This is a genomic window from Sorangium sp. So ce327 (genome assembly GCF_051530205.1).
GTDB lineage: Bacteria > Myxococcota_A > Polyangia > Polyangiales > Polyangiaceae > Sorangium > Sorangium cellulosum_B.
In genome coordinates this window covers 10,025,444-10,047,126 of the sequence record NZ_CP150330.1, presented here as the reverse complement: position 1 = coordinate 10,047,126, position 21,683 = coordinate 10,025,444, and the positions used below count along the sequence as shown (strand labels likewise).

Annotated in this window: 15 protein-coding genes; 8 read left to right on the top strand and 7 right to left on the bottom strand. The window is 73.5% G+C overall.

Annotation, left to right across the window (positions count from 1 at the left end):
- The first annotated feature begins 12 nt into the window (after positions 1-12).
- Positions 13-3,054, top strand: coding sequence for an ATP-binding protein (locus WME95_RS37620; protein ID WP_437904137.1), 3,042 nt, complete (start codon positions 13-15; stop codon positions 3,052-3,054).
- 26 nt (positions 3,055-3,080) lie between these two features.
- On the opposite strand, the gene WME95_RS37615 is transcribed toward WME95_RS37620, so the two are convergent.
- Both WME95_RS37615 and WME95_RS37610 read right to left on the bottom strand, forming a co-directional pair.
- On the bottom strand, positions 3,081-3,926 hold the full coding sequence (locus WME95_RS37615) for a Uma2 family endonuclease (protein WP_437904136.1): 846 nt from the start codon (positions 3,924-3,926) through the stop codon (positions 3,081-3,083).
- 104 nt (positions 3,927-4,030) lie between these two features.
- Positions 4,031-5,161 carry an AAA family ATPase gene (locus tag WME95_RS37610; RefSeq protein WP_437904135.1) on the bottom strand — a complete coding sequence of 377 codons (1,131 nt, stop codon included), beginning with the start codon at positions 5,159-5,161 and terminating at the stop codon, positions 4,031-4,033.
- 175 nt (positions 5,162-5,336) lie between these two features.
- Between WME95_RS37610 and WME95_RS37605 the strand changes: the two genes are divergently transcribed.
- Positions 5,337-5,963, top strand: a complete 627-nt coding sequence (locus WME95_RS37605) for an RNA ligase family protein (RefSeq protein WP_437904134.1) — start codon at positions 5,337-5,339, stop codon at positions 5,961-5,963.
- On the opposite strand, the gene WME95_RS37600 is transcribed toward WME95_RS37605, so the two are convergent.
- Complete coding sequence (locus WME95_RS37600; protein WP_437904133.1) at positions 5,952-6,560, bottom strand: hypothetical protein; 609 nt, start codon at positions 6,558-6,560, stop codon at positions 5,952-5,954. The two genes, WME95_RS37605 and WME95_RS37600, sit on opposite strands and share 12 nt — an antisense overlap.
- A 297-nt stretch (positions 6,561-6,857) precedes the next feature.
- On the opposite strand from WME95_RS37600, the gene WME95_RS37595 reads away from it, so the two are divergent.
- The 6 genes from WME95_RS37595 to WME95_RS37570 all read left to right on the top strand — a co-directional run bounded on the left by WME95_RS37595 (position 6,858) and on the right by WME95_RS37570 (position 15,994).
- The gene (locus tag WME95_RS37595) at positions 6,858-9,356 is read left to right on the top strand and encodes a beta-glucosidase (protein ID WP_437904132.1); all 2,499 of its coding nucleotides are present in this window, start codon (positions 6,858-6,860) and stop codon (positions 9,354-9,356) included.
- 359 nt (positions 9,357-9,715) lie between these two features.
- Positions 9,716-11,461 carry a protein kinase domain-containing protein gene (locus WME95_RS37590; protein WP_437904131.1) on the top strand — a complete coding sequence of 582 codons (1,746 nt, stop codon included), beginning with the start codon at positions 9,716-9,718 and terminating at the stop codon, positions 11,459-11,461.
- A 7-nt stretch (positions 11,462-11,468) separates the two neighbouring features.
- Positions 11,469-12,530: a hypothetical protein gene (locus tag WME95_RS37585; RefSeq protein ID WP_437904130.1), complete on the top strand. Its 1,062-nt coding sequence runs from the start codon at positions 11,469-11,471 to the stop codon at positions 12,528-12,530.
- A complete protein-coding gene (locus WME95_RS37580; RefSeq protein ID WP_437904129.1) occupies positions 12,527-13,492 on the top strand; it encodes a PEGA domain-containing protein in 966 nt (321 codons plus the stop codon). Before WME95_RS37585 ends, WME95_RS37580 begins: the two co-directional genes overlap by 4 nt.
- 130 nt (positions 13,493-13,622) lie before the next feature.
- Positions 13,623-14,576 (top strand): alpha/beta hydrolase, encoded by a 954-nt coding sequence (locus WME95_RS37575; protein ID WP_437904128.1) that lies wholly within the window; start codon positions 13,623-13,625, stop codon positions 14,574-14,576.
- On the top strand, positions 14,573-15,994 hold the full coding sequence (locus WME95_RS37570; RefSeq protein WP_437904127.1) for a pyridoxal phosphate-dependent decarboxylase family protein: 1,422 nt from the start codon (positions 14,573-14,575) through the stop codon (positions 15,992-15,994). The genes WME95_RS37575 and WME95_RS37570 overlap by 4 nt, the downstream gene beginning before the upstream one ends.
- Positions 15,995-16,036: 42 nt before the next feature.
- On the opposite strand, the gene WME95_RS37565 is transcribed toward WME95_RS37570, so the two are convergent.
- From WME95_RS37565 to WME95_RS37550, 4 genes are all read right to left on the bottom strand, one after another.
- Entirely contained in the window at positions 16,037-16,627 is a 591-nt protein-coding gene (locus WME95_RS37565; protein WP_437904126.1) for a PDZ domain-containing protein, read from the bottom strand.
- Between the two features lie 289 nt (positions 16,628-16,916).
- Positions 16,917-18,470, bottom strand: coding sequence for an FAD-binding oxidoreductase (locus WME95_RS37560; protein WP_437904125.1), 1,554 nt, complete (start codon positions 18,468-18,470; stop codon positions 16,917-16,919).
- Between the two features lie 340 nt (positions 18,471-18,810).
- The gene (locus tag WME95_RS37555; RefSeq protein ID WP_437544642.1) at positions 18,811-20,370 is read right to left on the bottom strand and encodes a SulP family inorganic anion transporter; all 1,560 of its coding nucleotides are present in this window, start codon (positions 20,368-20,370) and stop codon (positions 18,811-18,813) included.
- Between the two features lie 107 nt (positions 20,371-20,477).
- Complete coding sequence (locus WME95_RS37550) at positions 20,478-21,146, bottom strand: carbonic anhydrase (RefSeq protein WP_437904124.1); 669 nt, start codon at positions 21,144-21,146, stop codon at positions 20,478-20,480.
- Between the last annotated feature and the right edge of the window lie 537 nt (positions 21,147-21,683).

Below are 21,683 nucleotides of genomic sequence, written 5' to 3'. Positions count from 1 at the left end.
CGGTGACGCGGCGTGGAGGGCGCGGAGCGGCAGTACCCTGAGGGCGCCGAGCCCCCGCCGGAGGGCGCGGAGCCCGCGCCGGGGAGCGCCGAGTTCGCGCCTGCGATCGCCGAGGCGGCGCCTGCGAGCGCGCTGCTCCCGCCGGCGCCGCCGACGATCGAGCACTTCATCGGCCGCCGCCCGCACCTGCGCGCGCTCCAGCGCGCCGCCGAGGTCCTCGTGCTGGAGCGGCCCGTCGCCGTGCTCGTTCACGGCGCCGCGGGCATGGGCAAGAGCGCGCTCATCCACCACTTCTTGATGGGGCTCCGCCGCGACAAGGGGCCGGTCATCCTGCGGGGGCGCTGCGCGCTCGCGGCGGCCGAGTCCTACAAGGCGTTCGGGGGCGTGATGGAGGCGCTGAGCCGCTTCCTCCGGCGGGTCTCGCGCGATGATGTGGAGCGCCTCCTGCCGCGCGACGTCCGCGCGCTCGCCCGGGTGTTCCCCGTGCTCTCGAGCGTGCCGGCCGTCGCGTCGGCGCCGCGCGCGTGCGAGTCGCCCGACGCGCAGGAGCTGCGGCAGCGCAGCTTCGCCGCGCTCCGCCAGCTGCTCTGGCGCATCGCCGAGCGCAGCCCGCTCGTCGTGGCGATCGAGGACCTGCAGTGGAGCGACATCGACAGCGTGGCGCTCCTGCTCGAGCTCACGCGGCCCCCCGACGCGCCAGCGATGATGTTCCTCGGCAGCTTCCGGGACGAGGACGTCGCCACGAGCGCGCCGCTCCGCGCGCTGCTCGACGGGATGGGCCTCGAGCGCCGGGACGCCGAGGCCGAGGCCGCCGGCGCGCGGGGGCGGATCGCGTCGGCGCGCCGGGACGGCGAGCTGCGCGAGATCGCGGTCGGCCCGCTCTCGCCGCTCGAGGCCGAGGAGCTCTCGCTCGCGCTCCTCTTCGCGCGCGACGACGTGACCCGCGCGCGGGCGGACGCCATCGCCCGCGCCTCGCGGGGCAACCCGCGGCTGCTCGGCGAGCTCGCCCGCGACGCGCAGGAGCTCTCGGGCGAGGACGGCGCCCGGGGCGACGCCGCGTGGGGCAGGGCGCTCGACGCGCGGCTCCGCCGCCTGCCGGAGCACGCGCTCCGGCTGCTGGAGGTGATCGCGGTCGCCGGGGAGCCGATCGACGCGGCGGTCGTGGCGCGGGCGGCGAAGCTCCGCGACGACGAGCTTGCCCCGGCGATGACGCTGCTGCTCATGGAGGACCTGATCGCCGCGCGGCGCGCCGGCGAGGGCGAGCTCGTCGAGGCGTCGCACGACAGGGTGCGCGCGGCCGTGGTCGGTCGGCTCGGCCCGGAGCAGCTCGCGGCGCGGCACCGGAGGCTGGGGCGGGCGCTCGAGGCGCTGGGGACGGCGGACGCGGAGGCGCTCTCGCGGCACTGGCTGGGCGCTGGCGACGCGGCGCGGGCGGGGCGGCTCGCCGAGCGCGCGGCCGAGGAGGCGGCGGAGGCGCTCGCGTTCGAGCGCGCGGCGCGGCTCTACGAGCTCGCGCTCGACCTGCGCTCGCGCGAGGCGGACGTCCCCGAGGCCGAGCGGCGCGCGCTCGGCGTGCGGTGCGCCGACGCCCTGGTCAACGCGGGCAAGAGCGCCGAGGCGGCGAGGATCTACGCGGCGGCGGCGGAGGGGGCGGACGGCGCGCTCTCGCTCGAGCTCCGCCGGCGGGCCGCGGAGCAGTACCTGCGGAGCGGGCACATCGACGAGGGGATCGATCTCGTCCGCGCCGTCCTCCGGGCCGTCGGCCTGTCGTTCCCGGAGACGCCGCGGCGCGCGCTGGTGGCGCTGCTCCTGCACCGGGCGGAGCTGCGCCTCAGGGGCCTCCGGTTCCGCGAGCGGTCCGAGGCGGAGGTGCGGCCGGAGGACCTCGCGCGCATCGACGCTTGCTGGACGGTGACGGTGGGGCTGTCCGGCGTCGACATGGTCCGCTCCGCCGAGTTCTCGGCGCGCGCCCTGCTGCTCGCGCTGCGGGCCGGCGAGCCGTACCGCGTCGGCCGCGCGCTCGCGTTCGAGGCCTCGTCCGCGTGCATGATGGGGGCGCCGGGCCGGGCGCGCGCGGAGGAGCTCGTCGCGGCGGTGCGGGCGCTCTCGGAGCGGCTCGACAGCCCGCACCTGCTCGGCCTGTCGATGATGGTGTCGGGCATGCTCGAGGCGTTCACGGCCGGGCGCTGGAAGGCGGCGTCCGCGTGGTACGAGGTCGCCGACGAGCTCCTGCGCGACCGCTGCGCCGGCGTGTCCTGGGAGCTCGCCACGACGCAGCTGATGGCGTCGTGGGCGCGGTACTACCGCGGGCAGATCGACGCGCTCGCGCGGACGACGCCGGCGGTGCTCCGCGCCGCCGAGCAGCGGGGGGATCTCTACGCGGCGGCGATCTTCAGCGTGCAGGCGACGTGGGTGGCGCTCGCGTCGGACGACGTGGCGGGGGCGCGCGGCGCGATCGCGGGGGCGCTGTCGAGGTGGACGACGTCGGGGTTCCACCTCGAGCATTTCGTCGGGCTGCTCGGCGAGACCTACGTCGACCGGTACGCGGGCCGCGCCGGCGCCGCGATGAAGCGCCTCACGGACGCCTGGCCGAGGCTCGAGGGCTCGATGCTGCTGATGATGCAGAACAGCCGGGTGATGGCCCACGTCGAGCGCGCGTGCACGGCGCTCGCCGTGGCCGAGGCGGCGCCCGAGCCGGAGCCGCTGATCCAGGCGGCGCTCCGGGACGCCGCGGCGCTCGCCCGGGAGAAGACGGCGTGGTCGGACCCGTTCGCGCCGCTGATCCGCGCGGGCGCGGCCGAGCTGCGCGGCGACAGGGAGGGGGCGATCGCGCGGCTGGAGGCGGCGGCGGCCGGGTTCGACGCGGCGGACATGCCGCTCTATGCGGCGGCGGCGCGGCGCCAGGCGGGCGAGCTGCTCGGCGGTGAGAAGGGGCTCCAGCGGCTCCTCGTGGCGGACGCGGTGATGGCGCGGGAGCGGATCAAGAGCCCGGCGCGGTGGGCGGCGATGCTGGCGCCGGGCTTCGGGCGGGGCGAGCGGGTCGGCTGGGGCTGAACCTGGCGTCGGCGGCCGGGTGGCCGCTAGCTCGAGCCGCCGCCGGGCAGCGGACCGAACTGCTTCTCGTACGCCGCGAGCCGGGCTGCGAGCTGCCTCGCCTCATCGCTGGCGGCGCGCGCCTGCTCTTCGGCGGCGCGAGCCTGCTTCTCGGCGGCGCGAGCTTGCTCTTCGGCAGCGCGCGCCTGCTCTTCGGCGGCGCGAGCCTGCTCTTCGGCGGCGCGAGCCTGTTCTTCGGCGGCGCGAGCCTGCTCTTCGCCGGTCTGCAGCACGCGCCCATGGGCATCGATCCAGCGCAGCCAGTCGACGGCGAGGCCGCGGTACGTGCCGTGGCGCACCCCGAGGCGCAGGCCGAGGCACGCGCTAACGACGTCGCCGTTCGTCTCGGGCGGCATCGGCAGGTAGGACCGCGTGGCTCGATCGAGCACATACGCCTCGAGCACGCCCGAGAACGGATCGAACAGGTAGTACTCCGGCACGTGCAGGAGCTTCGCGTAGATCCGCATCTTGTCGCCGCGATCGACGGCCTGGGTGCTCTCGGAGAGCAGCTCGATCACCACGTCGGGCGTCCTCCCGTCCTCCTGCCAGACGACCCAGGACTTGCGCTCGCGCCTGTTGGTGTCGAGCACCACGAACACGTCGGGGCCTCGGAAGTCGTTCTTCTTCGCCTGCAACTCGCTGAAATAGATGGCCATGTTGCCGGCGACGTAGACGTCGTCGCGGTCGCGCCAGAGCAGCTTCAGCACCTCGATGAGCAGGTCCATCTGCGCGCGGTGGCGCTCGGATTCCATCGGCTCTCCATCGTCGTACGGGAGCTCGTCCTCGCCGGGCGGGGGAATCGGGATGAAAGAATTCTCGCTCTGGAAGGGCATACGTCGCTCCAGGCGCAGCGTACCCCATGCCGCGTGCGGGCGCAGCCGGGCGGCTCGTGCCGCTCCATCCGGCGGCTCCGGCAGAGGGCAGGCGACGTCAGGCGTCAGCGCACCGCCAGCACCACCTCGTGGGCCTCGGTCTTCGCCGGGATCTCCCAGCGCTCGATCATCCGGCGGATCACGGCCTCGGGCACCGCCGCCTCCCGCGCCCGGTTCTGCGCGAACAGCGTCGATGCAGGCACCTCCACGTAGACGACGCGGATCCTCGCCCCGTAGTCGGCCGCCATCTGCAGCAGCGGGCCGCGCCGCTGCCGCGAGAGGTTCGTCGCGTTCCACACGAACCGCTCGCCGCGCCGCAGGTATTCCTTCGCCCGCTCGCGCGCGGCCTGGACCACCTGTCCCTGCGTGTCCGCCGGATCGATCTCCAGCTCGCTCCGCAGCGCGTCCAAGGAGACGACCGGCCAGTCGGCGAGGTGGTGGCGAACATAGGTATCCTTCCCGGCGCCCGGGAGCCCGCTCATCACCACGACCTCGGAGCGCGTGTCGTCGTAGACCTCGACGTCCGGGTGGCGCCCGCCGGCGGGATCGGAGCGGAAGTACACGAAGCGCGTGTGCGTCGAGGCGAAGGACCGCGGCGCGGTGTAACACCCCTCCTCGCGACAGAACTCGCGGAAGAGCTCGATGTTGTCGACGACGCGCCCCATGTCCGCGCAGACGCGCCCTCGGATGTCGGCCTCGGCCACGAGCGCGAGCAGGTCGCAGCGCGCGTGGAGGCTGATCTCGGCGGCGACGCGCCGCGCGTCGTCGCGCTCGATGAGATAGAACGGGATCTGGTGATAGCGCACCAGCGCGCACACCTGCTCGCGCAGCGCGAACGGCGCGCCGAGCTCCCAGAGCAGGCGGCGCGCGAGGAGCTCCCCCGCGCGAGAGTGGCCCTTCGCCGTGATCCGTCCGTCCTCCTCGCGGGTGGTCGCCGGCTTCGCCACGTCGTGGAGGAGGCACGCGAGGTACACGACGCGCTGCTCCTCGGCCGGCAGCGCCTGCCACTCGGGCAGCCCGAGGAGCGTCTCCAGCACCATCCGGGTGTGGATCCAGACGTTGCCCTCGGCGTGGTGGATCGGGTCCTGCGGGCACGCCTCGAGCGCGCGGACCCAGTCGAAGACCTGGAGCTCGTTCCAGGGGACACGCCCCGGATCGGGCGTGAGCAGGTCGAGGAGCGAGGACGCGGAGGACATGACGGAGGACCCCTGGCGAGCGCGCGTTCGGCGCCGCGCGACGCGCAGCGCGCGTGAGGGCCGTAGCATGTCCGCGAAAGGACGCCGGTGCTACCCTGGCACCGCCATGTCCGCCAAATACCCTCGCTCGTTCCACCTGCCGTGGTCCCCCGGCGGAACGTCCGACGACAAGAGGATGGCAGACGTGTCGGGGTTGCTGGGCGTCGAGATCGTCATCACCGAGAAGTGCGACGGGAGCAACCTCACGTACACGCGGGCGAGCGTCTTCTCCCGATCGCACTCGGGCCCTCCGTCCCACCCGAGCTTCGACCTCGCGAAGGCCACGCACGCGAGCATCGCGCACCTGCTCTCGGAGGGCATGTCGCTCTTCTGCGAGTATTGCTATGCGATCCACTCCATCGAGTACGAGGCGCTCCCGGGGTATTCGCTGGTCTTCGGCGTGCGGGACGACGTGCGGGGCCTCTTCTGGGAGTGGGACATGGTCGTGGCCCAGGCGAACGATCTGGGGCTCCCCACGGTGCCTGTCCTGTTCCGGGGCACCGTCGAGGGCGAGCGCGAGCTCGAGGCGCTGACGACCGCGCTCGCGCGCGAGCCCTCCGCGTTCGGCGGCCCGCGCGAGGGCGTGGTGGTGCGGGCCGCCGGCGAGTTCCCGGACGCGGCGTTCCAGCGGCGGCTCGCCAAGTGGGTGCGGCGCGGGCACGTGCAGACGGACGAGCACTGGATGCACCAGGAGATCCGGCCTCAGCGCCTCGCCCCGGGGCCGGCGCCGGCGCCGGCGCCAGCCGACGCGTCACCGCCGTGAGGCCAGCGCCGCGAGCCGATCGCAGAGGCCCTCGCGGATCGGGCCGTAGGCCTTGCGGTACTCCTCCCAGTCGAGGCGCTCGTCCGCGACGATCTCGCGCCAGTACGGGTTCGCGGCGCCGTAGTCGTGGAGGACGCCGGACTCGGCGATCTGCACCGCGAAGAGCGGCACCCGGAGGGCGTGGAAGAGCTTCTTCTTCGAGGCCTCCGGCTCGTCGTCGAAGCGGGCGCCGGCCTTCTTGAAGTCGGACGCGGAGCGGCTCGCGGCCGACGCGGCGAGCTTCTTCCTGTCGAGCTTGAACGGGAAGGGCGGCCTCCCTTCCTTGAGCCGGTGCTCGGGCGGCAGGAACAGGCACTCGAGCGCGAAGACGCTGTGCTCGGCGATGGCGTCGCGGAAGGTGTCGAGGCCGTGGACGACGACGTTGACGCCCGGCGCAAAGGCGAGGTCCTGCCGCGCGTCGCGCCGCGCGAGGACGGCGACGAAATCCTCGTCCGACGTCGCGGACGCGGTGCCGTACACGCGCGACCCGGCGCGGAACACGCTGTGGACCTCGCCGTCTTTGCGGCCGAGGACGCGGAGCACGGTGGAGAGGCTCATGGCAGCGGCCTCGCTCGAGGGACGGCGAGCATCGCGCCGTTCCCATCCCCGCGCAACGGGCGGCGCGTCCTCGACCACCGCACCACCGCGACGCCCGCCCGCCCGCTCGCGAGCGGGCGCCGGCCGGAGCGCCGCCGAGGCGCGCGCGGCGCTCCTCTCCGCAGCTTCCACGGCTCGTGGCGAGCGCGAGCTTTCGGAGACCGTGACTCTCCTGCGAACCTGGTGTTTCCTCGACCGCGGTAGTCCCGTGCGCGCCGCCGCCTCGCCGGCGGCGCCTCCGCGCTTCCAGGAGGGTTCATGGCCGTCGCTGACTCGCGCTCCGCTCGTCCCCAGAAGACCGATCACCTGCCCGAGGCCGTCGAACGGCGGGTGGCGGACGCCCTCGCCGCGCTGTCGCTCGAGCAGAAGGTCCGCCTGCTCACGGGCGCCGACTTCTGGAGCACGCACCCCGAGCCCGCGATCGGCCTGCGCCGCATGGTCGTCTCGGATGGCCCGGTCGGCGTGCGCGGCGAGCGCTGGGACGAGCGCGACCCCTCGGTGTGCCTCCCTTCCTCGACCGCCCTCGCGGCCACATGGGACGAGGCCTTGCTCGAGCGCGTCGGCGCCGCGCTGGCGTCGGAGGCGCGGCGCAAGGGCGTCGACGTCGTCCTGGGGCCGACCGTCAACCTGCACCGCAGCCCGCTCGGCGGCAGGCACTTCGAGTGCTTCTCGGAAGATCCCCTGCTGACCGGCCGGATCGGCGCCGCCTACGTCCGAGGGCTGCAGGCCCACGGCGTCGGCGCCACGCCCAAGCACTACGTCGCCAACGACTCGGAGACCGAGCGGTTCACGGTCGACGTCCGGGTCGATGAGCGCACGCTGCGCGAGCTCTACCTCGCGCCCTTCGAGCGGATGATCACCGGCGCGGGCGCGTGGCTCGTGATGGCCTCGTACAACGCCGTCAACGGGGTGACCCTGACCGAGAGCCCGCTGCTCGCGTCGCCGCTCGAGGACGAGTGGGGCTTCGACGGCGTCGTGATCTCCGACTGGACCGCGACCCGCTCCACCGAGGCCGCGGCGCGCGCGGCGCTGGACCTCGCCATGCCGGGCCCGGGAGGGCCCTGGGGCGAGGCGCTCGTCGCCGCCGTCCGCCGCGGCGCGGTGCCCGAGAAGGCCATCGACGACAAGGTCCGCCGCCTGCTGCGCCTCGCCGCCCGGGTCGGCGCCCTCGAGGGCGTCGCGCCGGCCGCGCCCGCCCCGGCCCCGCTCTCCAGCGCCGAGGCCGGGACGCTCGCCCGCGAGGCCGCCGCGGCCGGCATGGTGCTCGTGCGCAACCAGGGCGACGCGCTCCCGCTCGACGCGGCCAGCCTGCGGCGCGTCGCCGTGATCGGCCCGAGCGCCGCGGCGGGGCGGATCCAGGGCGGCGGCAGCGCCAGCGTCCACCCGCACTACGCGGTCTCGCCGCTGGAAGGGCTGCGCGCCGCGCTCGGCCGGCGCGCCGAGGTGCTCCACGCCGTCGGCACCCGCATCCACGAGGGGCTCGTGCCGGTGGCCGGGGACCAGGTCGTCGACCCCGTGAGCGGCCAGCACGGCGTCCACGTGCGGCTCCTCGACGCGAAGGGCGGCGTCCTGCACGAGGAGCACCGCGACGTCGGGCGCCTCACGTTCATCGGGGATCAGCGCGCGAACGAGGCCGCGACGATCGAGGTGACGGCGCGGTTCCGCGCCGCCGAGGCCGGGCTCTACCGGATCGGCGTGGCCGGCGTGGGCGTCTACCGCCTCACCGCCGGCGGGCAGGTCCTCTTCGACGAGGCGGTCTTGCCGGACAAGGACGACATGGCCGCGGCCCTGCTCGCCCCGCCGCAGCGGGCGGCCGAGCTGTCCCTGGCCGCCGGCCAGGAGATCGATCTCGCCCTGACGCACACCGTCCCCGTGGGCACGCTCGCGGTGGCGTTCTCCCTGGGGGCCGAGGTTCCGGCGCTGTCCGACGAGGAGGAGCTGGCGCGCGCCGTGGAGCTCGCGCGCTCCGCCGACGTCGCGATCGTGGTCGTCGGCACCACCGAGGCGATCGAGAGCGAGGGCTTCGACCGGACCACGCTCGGGCTCCCCGGCCGCCAGGACGAGCTGATCCGCGCCGTCGCGGCCGTGAGCCCCCGGACGATCGTGCTTGTGAACTCCGGCGGGCCGGTGACGACGCCGTGGCGCGACGAGGTGGCCGCCGTGCTCCTCACGTGGTTCCCGGGCCAGGAGTTCGGCGCCGCCGTCGCCGACGTGCTGCTCGGCGCCGTGGAGCCCGGCGGCCGCCTGCCCACGACCTGGCCCGCGCGCGCGGAGGACGTGCCCGTGCTCTCGACGAAGCCCGAGAACGGCAAGCTGGTCTATGCCGAGGGCCTGCACATCGGGTACCGGGCCTGGGCGCGCGCCGGCGTCACTCCGGCCTACCCGTTCGGGCACGGCCTGGGCTACACGCGGTGGGAGATCCTCGACGTGGAAGCGCCGAGCGTCGCCGCCGGCGCGGCGGTCGAGGCGCGGGTGCGCGTGCGCAACGTCGGGACGCGCCGCGGGCGCCACGTGGTCCAGCTCTACCTGTCGCGGCCGGACTCCGGGGTCGAGCGCCCCGCGCTCTGGCTGGCCGGCTTCGCGTCCGTCGAGGCCGAGCCCGATCAGACGGTCGACGTCGCCGTCACCGTCGAGCCGCGGGCCTTCGCGCACTGGGCGGCAGGCCGATGGCAGGTGGAGCCCGGCGTGTACACGCTGCATGCGGGACACTCGGCCGCCGTCCTGACGAGACAGACCGCGGTGCGCCTGCACGAGTGAGAGCGCTGCTGCGCAGCCCCTGGCGCTATGCGCGCTCGCTGGGGTCGATCCGACGATCCCCGGATCGAATCGATGAGGCCGGGGGCGAGGCTTTGCCGAGCATCATGGCGGGCGCCTCGCTCCTCCGCACACTGCCTTGGTGCAAATTGCCCCAGCGTGACCGATGCGCGCGGCCGATTCCCGGCCGGAAAGGGGGATCCGTGCTCGTCTTGTCGTCTCGCCCCGAGGGCGCGCGGGTGAGCGTCGAGCTCGCCGGACGCTGCGCGCGCGGCGGGACGTGGGCTGGGGGGTCGCGCAGGCGCCGGCGGAGGTGAGGAGACGGCTCCTGGTTCGCCGCTTGCTTTCCAGGAGGGCGACCCATGATGGACGAGCACCATGTCCCCGGCCAGAGCGGATGGCTCGCGCTCGCCGGGAGAGGCGATGAGAGCACGGGCGGCGTCTCGTCGAGCGTCCGTGGATCGCCGCAGAGGGAGCGCGCCGTGGGCGAGGTCCTCGCGGGCAAGTACCAGATCGTGGGCCGGCTGGGCGCTGGGGGCATGGGCACGGTGTGGCGTGCGCGCAGCCTTTGGCTCGACGTCGACGTGGCAATCAAGGTGCTCCACGAGGAGCAGCTCGACGGCCACGCCGCCGAGCGGTTGCTCCGGGAGGCGCGCGCGACGGCGAAGCTCGGCCATCCGGCGATCGTGCGCGTGTTCGATTTCGGCGAGACCGACGCGGGCGAGCCGTTCCTGGTGATGGAGCTGCTCGAGGGCACGCCGCTCTCGAGCTGGCTGGAGGCGAGGGGCCGGGTGCCGGCGGAGCAGGCGGTCCAGATGCTCTTGCCGGTCGCGTGCGCGCTCGCGACGGCCCACGCGCAGCGCATCGTCCATCGCGACATCAAGCCTGCCAACATCCTCATCGTGCCCGACGGCGCGGGCGGCCACGTCCCCAAGGTCGTCGACTTCGGCATCGCCAAGCTCGCCAACGCGGCGAGCCCTGCGATCACGCAGCGAGGGATGATCGTCGGCAGCCCGGAGTACATGTCGCCGGAGCAGGCCGACGGCCAGCTGGACGTCGGGGAGCAGACCGACGTCTGGGCGTTCAGCGTGGTGATGTACGAGATGATCACCGGGCGGCGGCCGTTCAGCGGGGAGACGCTGAGCGCGGTGATCGTGGCGATCTTCAGCAAGGAGCCCGTGCCGACGACAGAGCTCGGCGCCGGCGACGAGGCGCTGTGGGCGATCCTCCAGCGCGGGCTGGCCAAGTCGCCGGCCGATCGATGGCCCAGCATGCGCGCGCTCGGCCGCGCGCTTGCCGCCTGGGCGGTCGAGCGCGGGGTGACGGCGGATGTGGCGGGCACGTCGCTCGCACACCAGTGGCTCGCGCGAGGGGCCGAGCCGCCGCTCGCGGCGGAGAATGCGGCTACGATCGCCGCGCCTGCGGGCGCGGCCTCCGGGGCGGAGGTGGCGGCGCAGCTCTCGGCCGGCGCGCGGGAGGCGCCGGGCGCGCTGCCGACGCCGGCGGCCGCGCCCGTCGCGCGCCGGGGCGGCACCATCAAGATGGCCGAGGCATGGCGCGGAGCTCGGCTCGGGCTCACGGCCTCGCCGTGGCTCCAGAAGGCGATCGTGGCCGGGGTCCTCGCCTTCGCCGCGCCTCTGGTGGTCGTCCTGGGGCTGGGCGCGCGGGGTGGGAGCGCGAGCGCGGGCACCGCTCGGCCGGCGGTCATGGCGGCTGCTCCTGCCGTCGCCCTGGGCGCGTCGGAAGCGCTGCGGGGGACGGCGTCCGCTGCGTCCTCCATCGGCGCCGCGCCTCGCGACGCCGGCGCGCGGCGCGCAGCTGCTTCCGAGACGGCCGTGAGGGGTGCGGCGGCGGACAGCGCGCCTGCCGAGCGGGACGAGCCGAGCGAGCCGTGGGAGGAGCCGAGCGATCCATGGGATGAGCTCTTGCCGGCGCCTGCGGAGCCGCGCGCTCCGGTGGCCGAGCCGGCCGGCCACCGGACCGCGCCGCGCGCCCAGGTGGCCGAGCCGCGCGCTCCGGTGGTCGAGCCGCGCGCTCAGCGAGCTGCGTCGCCGCGTCCGCGGCCTGTCTCCACGTCCATGCCGCTGCCGGCGGCGCCCGACTTCTGAGGTGGTCATGCGCACTCCCGGGGTGAAGCACCGCTCCCTTCGTGGTTCTGGCGATCTGATGCTCCTCCTGGTCACGCTCGCTGCAGCGGGGCTCGGGCCGGGAGGCTGCTCCGCTCTGATCAGCGAGGAGCTGTCCGACAAGGCCGACGAAACAGAGGGCGCTGGAGGGCTCGAGGACCGGGTCGGCGACGGGCGCGGCGGGGGCGACCTCATCGGGAGCAGCGGCGCGAGCACGAGCAGGACCACCGTGGGCAGCGGTGGCGACGAGAGCGCGACAAGCAGCGGAGGCAGCGGGAGCGCGAGCAGCGGGAGCGGTGCTGGAGCGAGCAGCGGGAGCGGTGCTGGAGCGAGCAGCGGGAGCGGTGCTGGAGCGAGCAGCGGGAGCGGTGCTGGAGCGAGCAGCGGGAGCGGCGCTGGAGCGAGCAGCGGGAGCGGCGCCGGCGCGAGCGGCGCTGGAGCGAGCAGCGGGAGCGGCGCTGGAGCGAGCAGCGGGAGCGGCGCTGGAGCGAGCAGCGGGAGCGGCGCTGGCCCGAGCAGCGGGAGCGGCCCTGGCCCGAGCAGCGGGAGCGGCCCTGGCCCCAGCAGCGGGAGTGGCCCTGACCCGAGCAATGGGAGCGGCCCTGGCCCGAGCAGCAGTGCAGGCGAGGGCAGCGGAAGCGGCGCTGGTGCGAGCGATGGGAGCGGCGCTGGCGCTAGCGGCGGTAGCGGTCCTGGCGCGAGCGTCGGCGGGGGCGACGGCAGCGGAAGCGGCGCTGGTGGGAGCGGCGCGGGAGGTGACGGCAGCGGAAGCGGCGCCGGCGGGAGCGGCGCGGGAGGCGACGGCAGCGGAGGCGGCGCTGGTGGGAGCGGCGCGGGAGGCGAGGGCGCGAGCAGCTGGAGCGGCGCGGGAGGCGCTGCAGCGAGCAGCGGCGCAGGCACCGAGACGACCTGCAATGGCCATTACGCCGATTGCGACGGGGACGCGGCGCATCATTGCGAGACCAACCTGTGGAACAACGACGCTCATTGCGGCGCCTGTGACAACAGATGTCCCGCCCGTACGAAGTGCCGGCAAGGAGAGTGCTCATGAGCGCGCGCCCCGCAGCGCGATCCACACGCCTCGGCGTCGCGCTCGCCGCGGCCTTGCTCATGGCCGCGGTCCCGCTCACCGCGTCGGCGCAGGGCGCGGGCGATGTGGAGTCCGCGCGCGTGCTGTTCGTCCAGGGGGCCAAGCTGGCGAAGCAGGGACGCTGGGAGGAGGCGCGCGCGCTGTACGCCCGATCGCTCCAGATCAAGGCGGCTCCCCTCACGCGCTACAGCCTCGGCGTCGCGCAGAAGGAGACCGGGCACCTCGTCGAAGCGCTCGCCAGCTTTCGCGCATTCCTGGCCGAGCCGCCGACGCCGACGACCTCTCCCTACGTCGTGCCGGCGCGCGAGGCGGTCGCGGCGCTCGAAGGGCGCATCGGCCGAGCGACGATCGCCGTCAGGCCCGCCCAGATCGGCGAGCTGACGCTGACCATGGACGGGAGGCCGCTGAGCGCGGCCCCTGGTCAGGTCATCGAGCTGGATCCGGGCGCTCACGAGATCGCGGCGAGCGCTCCGGGGTTCCGCGCCGCGGTCGCCCGGTTCAGCGTCGGCGCGGGCAGCTCGGTCGAGGTCCCGATCACCCTGGCGCGAGCCACGATCGAGACGAGGCAGGCCTCGGCTGCCGGGGGCGCTCTGCCTCCCGTGGCCGGCGCTGCCGATGCATCCTCGAGCCGGACGCTCCCGCTCGTCGTCCTGGGCGCGGGCGGCGCGCTCTTCGCCGGCGGAGCCATCCTCGGGCTCTCGGGCCTGAAACAGGCAGGTGATGCGCGCTCGAGCACGGGCGCGGACGCGGGCGCCGCGCGGGCCAAGGGGATCGCCGGCGACGTCCTCGGCGTCGCCGGCGTCGCGACCGTGGGCGTCGGGCTCTACCTGCTGCTGAAGGATCCCGCGCCGAGCACGACCAAGGCGGGCTCCGTGACGCCGTGGCTGAGCGCGTCCGGCGCCGGCATCGAGGTGCGGCTCTGACACGCCGCGCGGCCCGCGCTGAACCCACCGCAGGCGGCGAGCGCTCGACGCCAGGTCGCGGGGCAAAGACGCAAAAGAGAGGCGGCGAGGGGTATTCCCGGCAGAAGCGCGGACATGGTACTGCGCGCCCATGCGCTCGCTCGTGACGGTGCTGTCCCTGGCCGCGCTCCTGGCCGCGGGCGCATCTGCCTCGGCCAACGGCGACGGGACCAGCGCGCCGCACCCTGCGGCCGCGCCCGCGGCGAGCGCTCCTTCCGCAGCAGCACCCACGGCGAGCGCGCCCCCTGCGGCCGCGCCCGTGGCGAGCGCGGCCGCGTCCCCGCCGGACCCGGCGGCGGCCCGCTGGTGTGCGCCCGAGCTCGCGTCGCTGCCCGGTGAGGTGTGCGCCTTCCTGCCGGCCAGGCCGGCGCCTGGCCCGCGGGTGCTCGTGATCTTCCTGCACGGCGTCGTCCAGCCCGATTCCGGGTGGCAGTGGGCGCAGCAGCGGGGCGCGGCGCGGGCCGGCGCCCGGCACGGGGCCGCCGTGATGATGCCGCGCGGCCGGCGCGGTATCGGTCCGAAGGCGATGCCAAAATCGATGAAATCGATGGAAGACTGGTGGTGCTGGCCCACCGCCTCCGCCGCGCAGACGGCCCACGAGGACGCCCTGATCGCCGAGTGGGACGCGGCGCGCGCGGAGCTCGAGCGGCGCGCGGGCGCGCGCTTCGAGCGGGTGCTCGTGTTCGGCTTCTCGAACGGCGCGTACTACGCGACGTCGCTGGCGATGCGCGGGCGGCTGCCGGTCGACGGCTACGCGGCATTCGCAGGCGGCTCGGGCGCGCGCTACCTGCAGCGGGCGGGCGCGCAGACGAAGCTGCGCGCGCCGGTGTTCGTCGGCTGGGGCGGGAAGGACCCGGCGCACAAGGACCAGGTGGCGCTCGCGAAGATGCTCCGCACGCTGAAGTGGCCATCGAGGTCGCTCGGCAAGCCGCGCGCCGGGCACGCGATGACCGACGAGCAGGTCGACGAGGCGTTCGCGTTCCTGAGCGGCAGGCGCGGCGGCGACAAGGCGCCCGGCAGAGGGCGAGGAGCGCGGGCGCGATGATGAAGGACGCGCTGACGACCGCGCTCTCCCCCGATTTCCTCGAGCGCGAGGCGGCCCGCCTGGGCGCGCTGCTCGCGGAGCACGTGCGCAGGGCGCAGCGCCGGGAAGGGCCGGTGCTCGTGCAGCGATCGATCGAGGAGATCCTCGCGGCGCTCGACTTCGATCGCACGGTCGCGCACGGCGGCGCGGATCTCGCCGCCCTCGTCGCCACCGTCCTCGACAACAGCAACCGGCTGCACCACCCCCGCTACTTCGGTCACCAGGTGGCCGTGCCGATGCTGTCGTCGTCGCTCGCCGACCTCGTGCACGGCGTCCTGAACAACGGCATGGCCGTCTATGAAATGGGGCCGGCCGGGACCGCGATCGAGCGCGGGCTCCTCCGCTGGATGCGGGGCAAGATCGGCTGGGGCGCCGAGGGCGACGGCGTCATCACCCACGGCGGGAGCCTGGGCAACCTGAGCGCGCTGCTCGCGTGCAGGGAGCGCGTCGCCCCGGGGAGCTTCAAGGCGGGCGTCCCGCCCGGCCTCGTCCTGCTCGCCTCGGAGGCGGCGCATTATTCGGTCGCGCGCGCCGCCGCCATCATGGGCCTCGGCGTCGATGCCGTCGTGAAGGTCGCCGTGGACGACGCGCTGCGGATCGTCCCGCGGGCGCTCTCGCGGGCGTACGAGGAGGTGAAGCGGGCGGGCAAGCGGGTGCTCGCCGTGGTGGCCAACGCGGGCGCGACGCCGAACGGGGCCTTCGACCCGCTGCGGGAGATCGGCGCGTTCTGCCGGCGGGAGGGGCTCTGGCTCCACGTCGACGGCGCCCACGGCGCGGCGGCGCGCTTCACCGAGCGCTACCGGGGCCTCCTCGACGGCATCGAGCTCGCCGACTCGCTCGTCTGCGACATGCACAAGATGCTCGGCACATCGACGCTGGCCTGCGCGGTCCTCGTCAGGGATCCCGCCGCGCTCGCCGGCACGTACGAGCAGTACGCGCCGTACCTGCACGGCGACGATGAGCGGCAGGGCGTCGACCTGTCCAAGCTCACGTTCGAGTGCACGAAGGCGCAGCTGTCGCTCAAGCTGTTCTTCAACCTCGCCCTCGTCGGCGAGGCCGGCCTGTCCGCGCACGTCGAGCGCCTCTTCGACGCCGCCCGGCGCTTCCACGGCCTCCTCGCGCGCCGGCCGGCGTTCGAGTGCTTCGGCGCCCCGCAGGCCAACATCCTCTGCTTCCGGATCGGCCGCGACTCGGCGACGCAGGACCGCGTCCGGCGGCAGATCGTGGAGGAGGGGAGCTTCTACATCACGCGAACCACGCTGCGCGGCGAGTCGTGGCTGCGCCTCGTCATCATGAACCCGCAGACGACGGACGGGGACATCGAGGCGCTCGCGGCGCGCATCGAGGCGCTCGTCGTCGAGCGCGCGCCGCCGCCCTGACGAACACGCGCCGGGCCGAGGCCGCGGGCGGACGCGAGGCGGTCAGCCGCCGCCTCTCGGCCTGGTCGCCGCGGCCGACGGGGGCGCCGGAGCGTCGCCGGCCGGCACCTGGAGCATCGCATAGTTGATCGTGGTCTCGTTGCGGAGCACGGTGAGCACCACCATGTCGCCGGGCACGCGGGCGCGCAGGTAGCCCTCGAGGCCCGCCAGCGAGTGGACCGGCTGCCCGTCGACCGCGAGGATGACGTCGCCCGGCTCCAGGAGCGGGGACGTGAAGCTGCGGATATCCATGCTCGCGATCCTCGCGCCCTCCCCCGTGGTCGGCTGGATGGTGAGCAGCCAGGGCGCCGGGACGGAGGTGGCTGTCGGCGCGCGGCTCGACCGGTTGTCGCGTTTCTCTGACCTTGCGGTGGCCGCCGGGCTCGCCGGCGCGCCGGCGCGTTGCTGCGTGTCCTCGGAGCGCTGCTGCGAGGCCTCGACGCGCTGCTGCGAGGCCTCGACGCGCGGGCAGTCGCCGCGGCACGCGCTGACCGCCAGCGGGACGAGCGGCGTGAGCACCCCTGAGAGGCGTCGAGCCCACCCGTACGCGCCGCGCGCACGGAGGGGCTGATCCCGCTGTTGACTGCCATGCATGGCCCCGGCGTCCTCCGCGCGTTCGCCACGCGTCCGCACGCGTGCTCACATCGCTCACGTCAGCTCATGTCGCTCACGTCGAGAGCTGCAAGATCCCAACCACCGATTCCCCGCCGCTGTCCGGGCCGTTGTTCGGCGCGCCGCGAAGACCGGGGCGAGGCGGGCGCGGAGAGCGTTCTTCTCTCTCGCTGCGCCCTCGCGGTTCCGTCTCTCGCGAGCCCGAGCGGCGTCCTCGCGCCTTGGACTCACCGGAAAGCAGGGAGGGTGTCCGTCCCCCGGGGCGCCGTGCTCACGGGCTGGCGGGCCGTGGCGCCGCGCCGAAGTGCGCGGGGAACACCCGCTCGAGGAACTCGTTGCGCAGGAGCCCGTCGGGATCGACGAGCCGCTTCAGGCGGACGAACTCCGGGAGCGCGTGCGCGTACATCGCCTGGAGGTGCTCCGCTGTCGCGTGGACGTTCTTCACCAGGTAGACGCGGCCGCCGAGCTCGAGCGCGCGCGCGCTGAGCTCGCTGAGGCGGAGGCCGATCCGGTGGGCGCTCTCTTCCTCCGAGGCCTCGAACGCGAGCGTCACCGCGAATCCATCGGTCCCGTGGTTCGCCGAGAGGAGGAACTGGTCGCCCTGGATGTGGAGCACGTCGAGGAGGAGCGGCGGTATGCCGTCTCGGGCAGCGATCTCATCCACCTTGCCCAGGAAGTCGACGAGCCGGCGCAGGCTGTCCTCCCGGGCGCCTGGGTCGTAGGGGATCATGAACGCTTGCTGCACCGTGAGCATGGGCATCCCGAAGGTCTGCGCGATGCGCTTCGCGCGGACGTTACCGTCCATGAAGAACAGGTAGCCCATCAGCTCATCGACGTACGGGCGTGAGACATCGAAGAGGAAGCGGTCGATGAGCGTCCAGAGGCCCCGGCTCACCACGGAGGCGCGCATCAGCCACTCGATCGGGACGCGGAGCGCGTGCCGGGGGCGATGGATCAGCAGTGGGCGGAGCTCGTGCGAGGTCCCCGGGACGTACCGCGACCGGAGGACCATGCCCCTGCTCCCCTCCAGGGTGTGGAAGGCGATAGAGAAGAGCGCCTCCGGGATCCACCCGTCCTCGTCCGCGGTGCCTCCTTCGGACTGCAGGAGCTGCTCCGCGCGTGGGAGGAGGGCCGTCGCGAGCTCCGCGAGCGAGGCGCAGCGCGTCGCCTGGGTGACGACCCGGATCGGCGTCCCTTCCGGGGCGACGCGCGCGATGCGGTAGGTGACATCGATCACCGCGCCGAGGTAGCCGAGCCCGCCGATCACCGCGTGGAACAGCGCGCTCGTGGCCTCATCGCGGCTGAGGGAGAGCAGCTGTCCGTCGAGGGAGAGGAGGGAGAGCCGCTCGACGTAGTGTCCCTCTTTGCTGGCGATGCCCGAGAAGCGCGAGAGGCAGTCCCCCGAGACCGTGCCTCCCGCGGTGGCGTGGCTCGTCGAGACGACCGTGTAGGGCACGAAGCCGCGGGCGGCGAGCGCGCGGGCGATGGCTCCCCAGGTCGCGCCGGCGCCCACGGTCATCCGCGCTCCTTGCGTGTCGATCTCGATGGATCGGAAGTGGTGCATCGAGATCACGATGTCGTCGTTCAGCGCCTGGCTGTCGAACGACTGCCCTCCGGCGCGGAACGTGATCCTGCGCCCTGTCCGCTTCGCCATGCGGAACAGCACCCTCAGCTCCTCGAGCGACGCCGGGAAGTACACGTCTCCGCACGATCGGTGCAGCCCGCTGTAGCCCTGGAGCGAGTAGAGCGGTCTCCGTCGGATCTCGTCGAGCCGTGGCGTAAGAATCTCGCCCGTCGTCCTGGCCCGATCGAGAGCAGCGCGCATCCCACCAGCTTCGCTCGAGTCGGCTCGGCGGGCCAAATTGGCCGCTGTTTTCGCGTGCCCCCGGGGCCCAGGCGTTAACCGAGCTCGTTCGGTCACGTTCAGGGCACGAAGCCCCCCTTCACCCCACCATTGATCACCAATGTGAACGTGAACGTTTACGTGGTCGTGGTCGTTCACGGCCTATCGTTGACGACCACGACCACGACCACGACCACGTTCACGTTCACGTAAACGTTCGGAGGTAGGAGAGCGCGGCGTGAGGCTTGGTTAACGCCTAGGAGGCCCCCGGGGAGGGGGCTCGTCGCGCGGGGGCGGGGACGGGCAGGTGTCTGAGCGTCGCTTAGAAGCCGCGGAGCTCGACGTGGATGTTGCGTCGATGCGCGGACTGCTGGAAGCGCCGGATCAGCTCCGCGACGTCGTGGTCGATGTACGAGACCCCCTGGGCGTCCACGACCACGTGGGTGTCGCTCGGCAGCCGCTCGAGCAGCGCGACGAGGTTGCCCTGGGTGAAGAAGTACGCCGCCTTGTTGAACCGGATGGTCACGCGAGCCCCCTCGTGGATCACGTCGAAGACGCGGGACATATGGGTCCTCAGCACGAAGAGGACGCCGACCGCGAGCCCGATGGCGATGCCCTTCAGGAGATCGGTCAGCACGATGGCCACGATCGTCACCACGAACGGGATGAAGTGGTTCCAGCCGAGCTGGCGCATCTCGGCGAAGATCTTGGGCTTGGCCAGCTTGTAGCCGGTCGCGAGCAGGATCGTCGCGAGGCACGCGAGCGGGATGCGCGAGAGCAGCCCCGCGGCGAAGACCACCGCGAGCAGCAGGAGCGCGCCGTGCGCGAAGGCGGAGACCCGCGTCCGCGCGCCGGCGTTCGTGTTGGCGCTGCTGCGGACGATGACCGACGTGACCGGGAGACCGCCGGCGAACCCGGAGAGCATGTTGGCGAGGCCCTGCGCGACGAGCTCCCGGTTCGGCGGCGACTTGCGGTGCCACGGATCGATCCGATCCACGGCCTCCAGGTTGAGCAGCGTCTCGAGGCTGGCCACGATCGCGAGCGTCACGCCCAGCACCCACACCTCGGGCCGCAGGATCGCGGACCAGTCGGGGAGCTGGAGCGCGCTGACCAGGTCGCCCGTGGGCAGCGTCACGAGGTGCTTCTGCTCGAGGGCGAGCGACGGGATCGCCGTCTTGAACAGCTCGTTGCCGAGCGTCGCGACGACCACGGCGACGAGGGGCGCGGGGAGCCAGGAGATCTTCGCGAGGCGCGACTTCTCCCACCCGACCAGGATGGCGAGGCAGATGGCGCTGAGGAGGAACGCGCCCCACTCGATGGCCTGCGCCGCCTGGCCGAGCATCGTGAACGTGTTGCCGCCCTCGGCCTTGAACGACTCGGAGGCGAAGTTGTCCTTGTCGAAGCCGACGGCGTGGGGGAGCTGCTTCAGGATGAGCAGGACGCCGATGGCCGCGAGCATCCCCTTGATGACCGAGGAGGGGAAGAAATGGCTGATCGCGCCGGCCCTCAGCACGCCGAGCCCGAGCTGAAGGACGCCGCCGATCACCACGGCCATCGCGAAGGCCTGGAAGCTCTGCAGGCTGGTGATGCCCGCGAGCACGATGGCGGCGAGCCCCGCCGCCGGGCCGCTCACGCTGAGCTGAGCGCGGCTCACGAGCGGGATGACGAGCCCGCCCACGATGCCGGCCACGATGCCGGAGAGGAGCGGGGCCCCCGACGCGAGCGCGATGCCCAGGCAGAGCGGCAGGGCGACGAGGAAGACGACGAGGCCGGCGGGGATGTCGTACTTGAGGTTCGCGGTGAGGCGCGGGTCAAGCGGCGGCGCGCTCTCCGCCGGCGGCGATTCCCGGCTCGCACCCGGGCTCTCGGAACTAAGCGCCACGGCGCCGGCGGGATTCACCCCCGCGCCTGCATGGATAGGATTCGGAAGCTGCATCGGACGGGCCCTCTCGATTCGAGTTAAGACGTGGATCGGCGACGAACAGGCGCTCAGATGGCCCGCCGGTAGACCGTCGACTCCGGCAGCGCCGAGGGGGGCACCGTGTCACCGATCGGCCCGAACTGGCCGGTCGAAGCCTCGAATTGAAAGACCTGTCCGGTCTCGATCTTGAAGACCCAGGCGTAGAGAGAGAGATCGCCGCGCGCGAGCCGCGCGCGGATCGTCGGGTGCGTCCGGAGGTTCTCGATCTGGGCGAGCACGTTCTCCTCCACCGTGATCGTCAGCCGATCCTCCCCCTCGATGTGCGGGTAGTTCTCCTGCACAAGGCGGCGCGTCAGCTCCGCGTGCTGGAGCCACCCTTTGACCGCCGGCAGCTCGTCGAGGCCCGCGCAATCGAGCAGCCCGCGCATCGCGCCGCAGTGCGTGTGGCCGCAGACGATGATGTGCTTGATCCCGAGGTGCGCGACCGCGAACTCGATCGCGGCGGACTCGCTGCCGTTGCTGGCGCCGTACGGCGGCACGATGTTGCCGACGTTGCGCACGATGAAGATGTCGCCCGGCTGGGTCTGCGTGATGAGGTTCGGGTTGATGCGGCTGTCCGAGCACGTGATGAACAGCGCCTCGGGCCGCTGACCCCTCGCCAGGCTGCGAAAGAGGTCCTGATGTGTACCGCACACCTCGGCATGGAACTTGTGCAACCCTTCAGCGAGCTTCTGCATGGAATAAACCCTCTCGTTGACCGCGCCCATCGGGCGCGGCGATCGTCATGAACACCTCCGATTCCAGCGACTCCGAGCCGGACCGCGAGCGGCCTCAGCCACGGAGCTAGCCTGTCAGTTCAGGAAGCGTGGTGGAGGACGACGGAGGGGAGGGTGGGGGACGGGGGACGGGACGCGGACAGGCCGGAGATCGGCGACGAGAACGCCGCGCGGCCGCGCCGCGCCGGCGCGCGGCGCCGGTCGCGAGGCGACCGAACGATGGGCCCCGTCGCGGTGGGGCGGCTGCAAGGCCTCGAGGCCCCCCGCGTCGTTCTCGCTGGCCCCGGTACGAAACGATCCCGAAACATCGGAGTTGCCGGCTTCGATGATGCTGATATTCGCCCGTCCCAGCGCAGCGGGGGCGAGGATCAGCATGAAGAGAAGCGCGATCCGAGGGAAAAATGACCGGAGAGCCAGCATCGTTCGAGGAGTGAGAGGCTGTCGGCCCCGGGAACCAGGGAAGCGCCCTGTCTATTCCCTAACCTGGCAGCGGTCTCG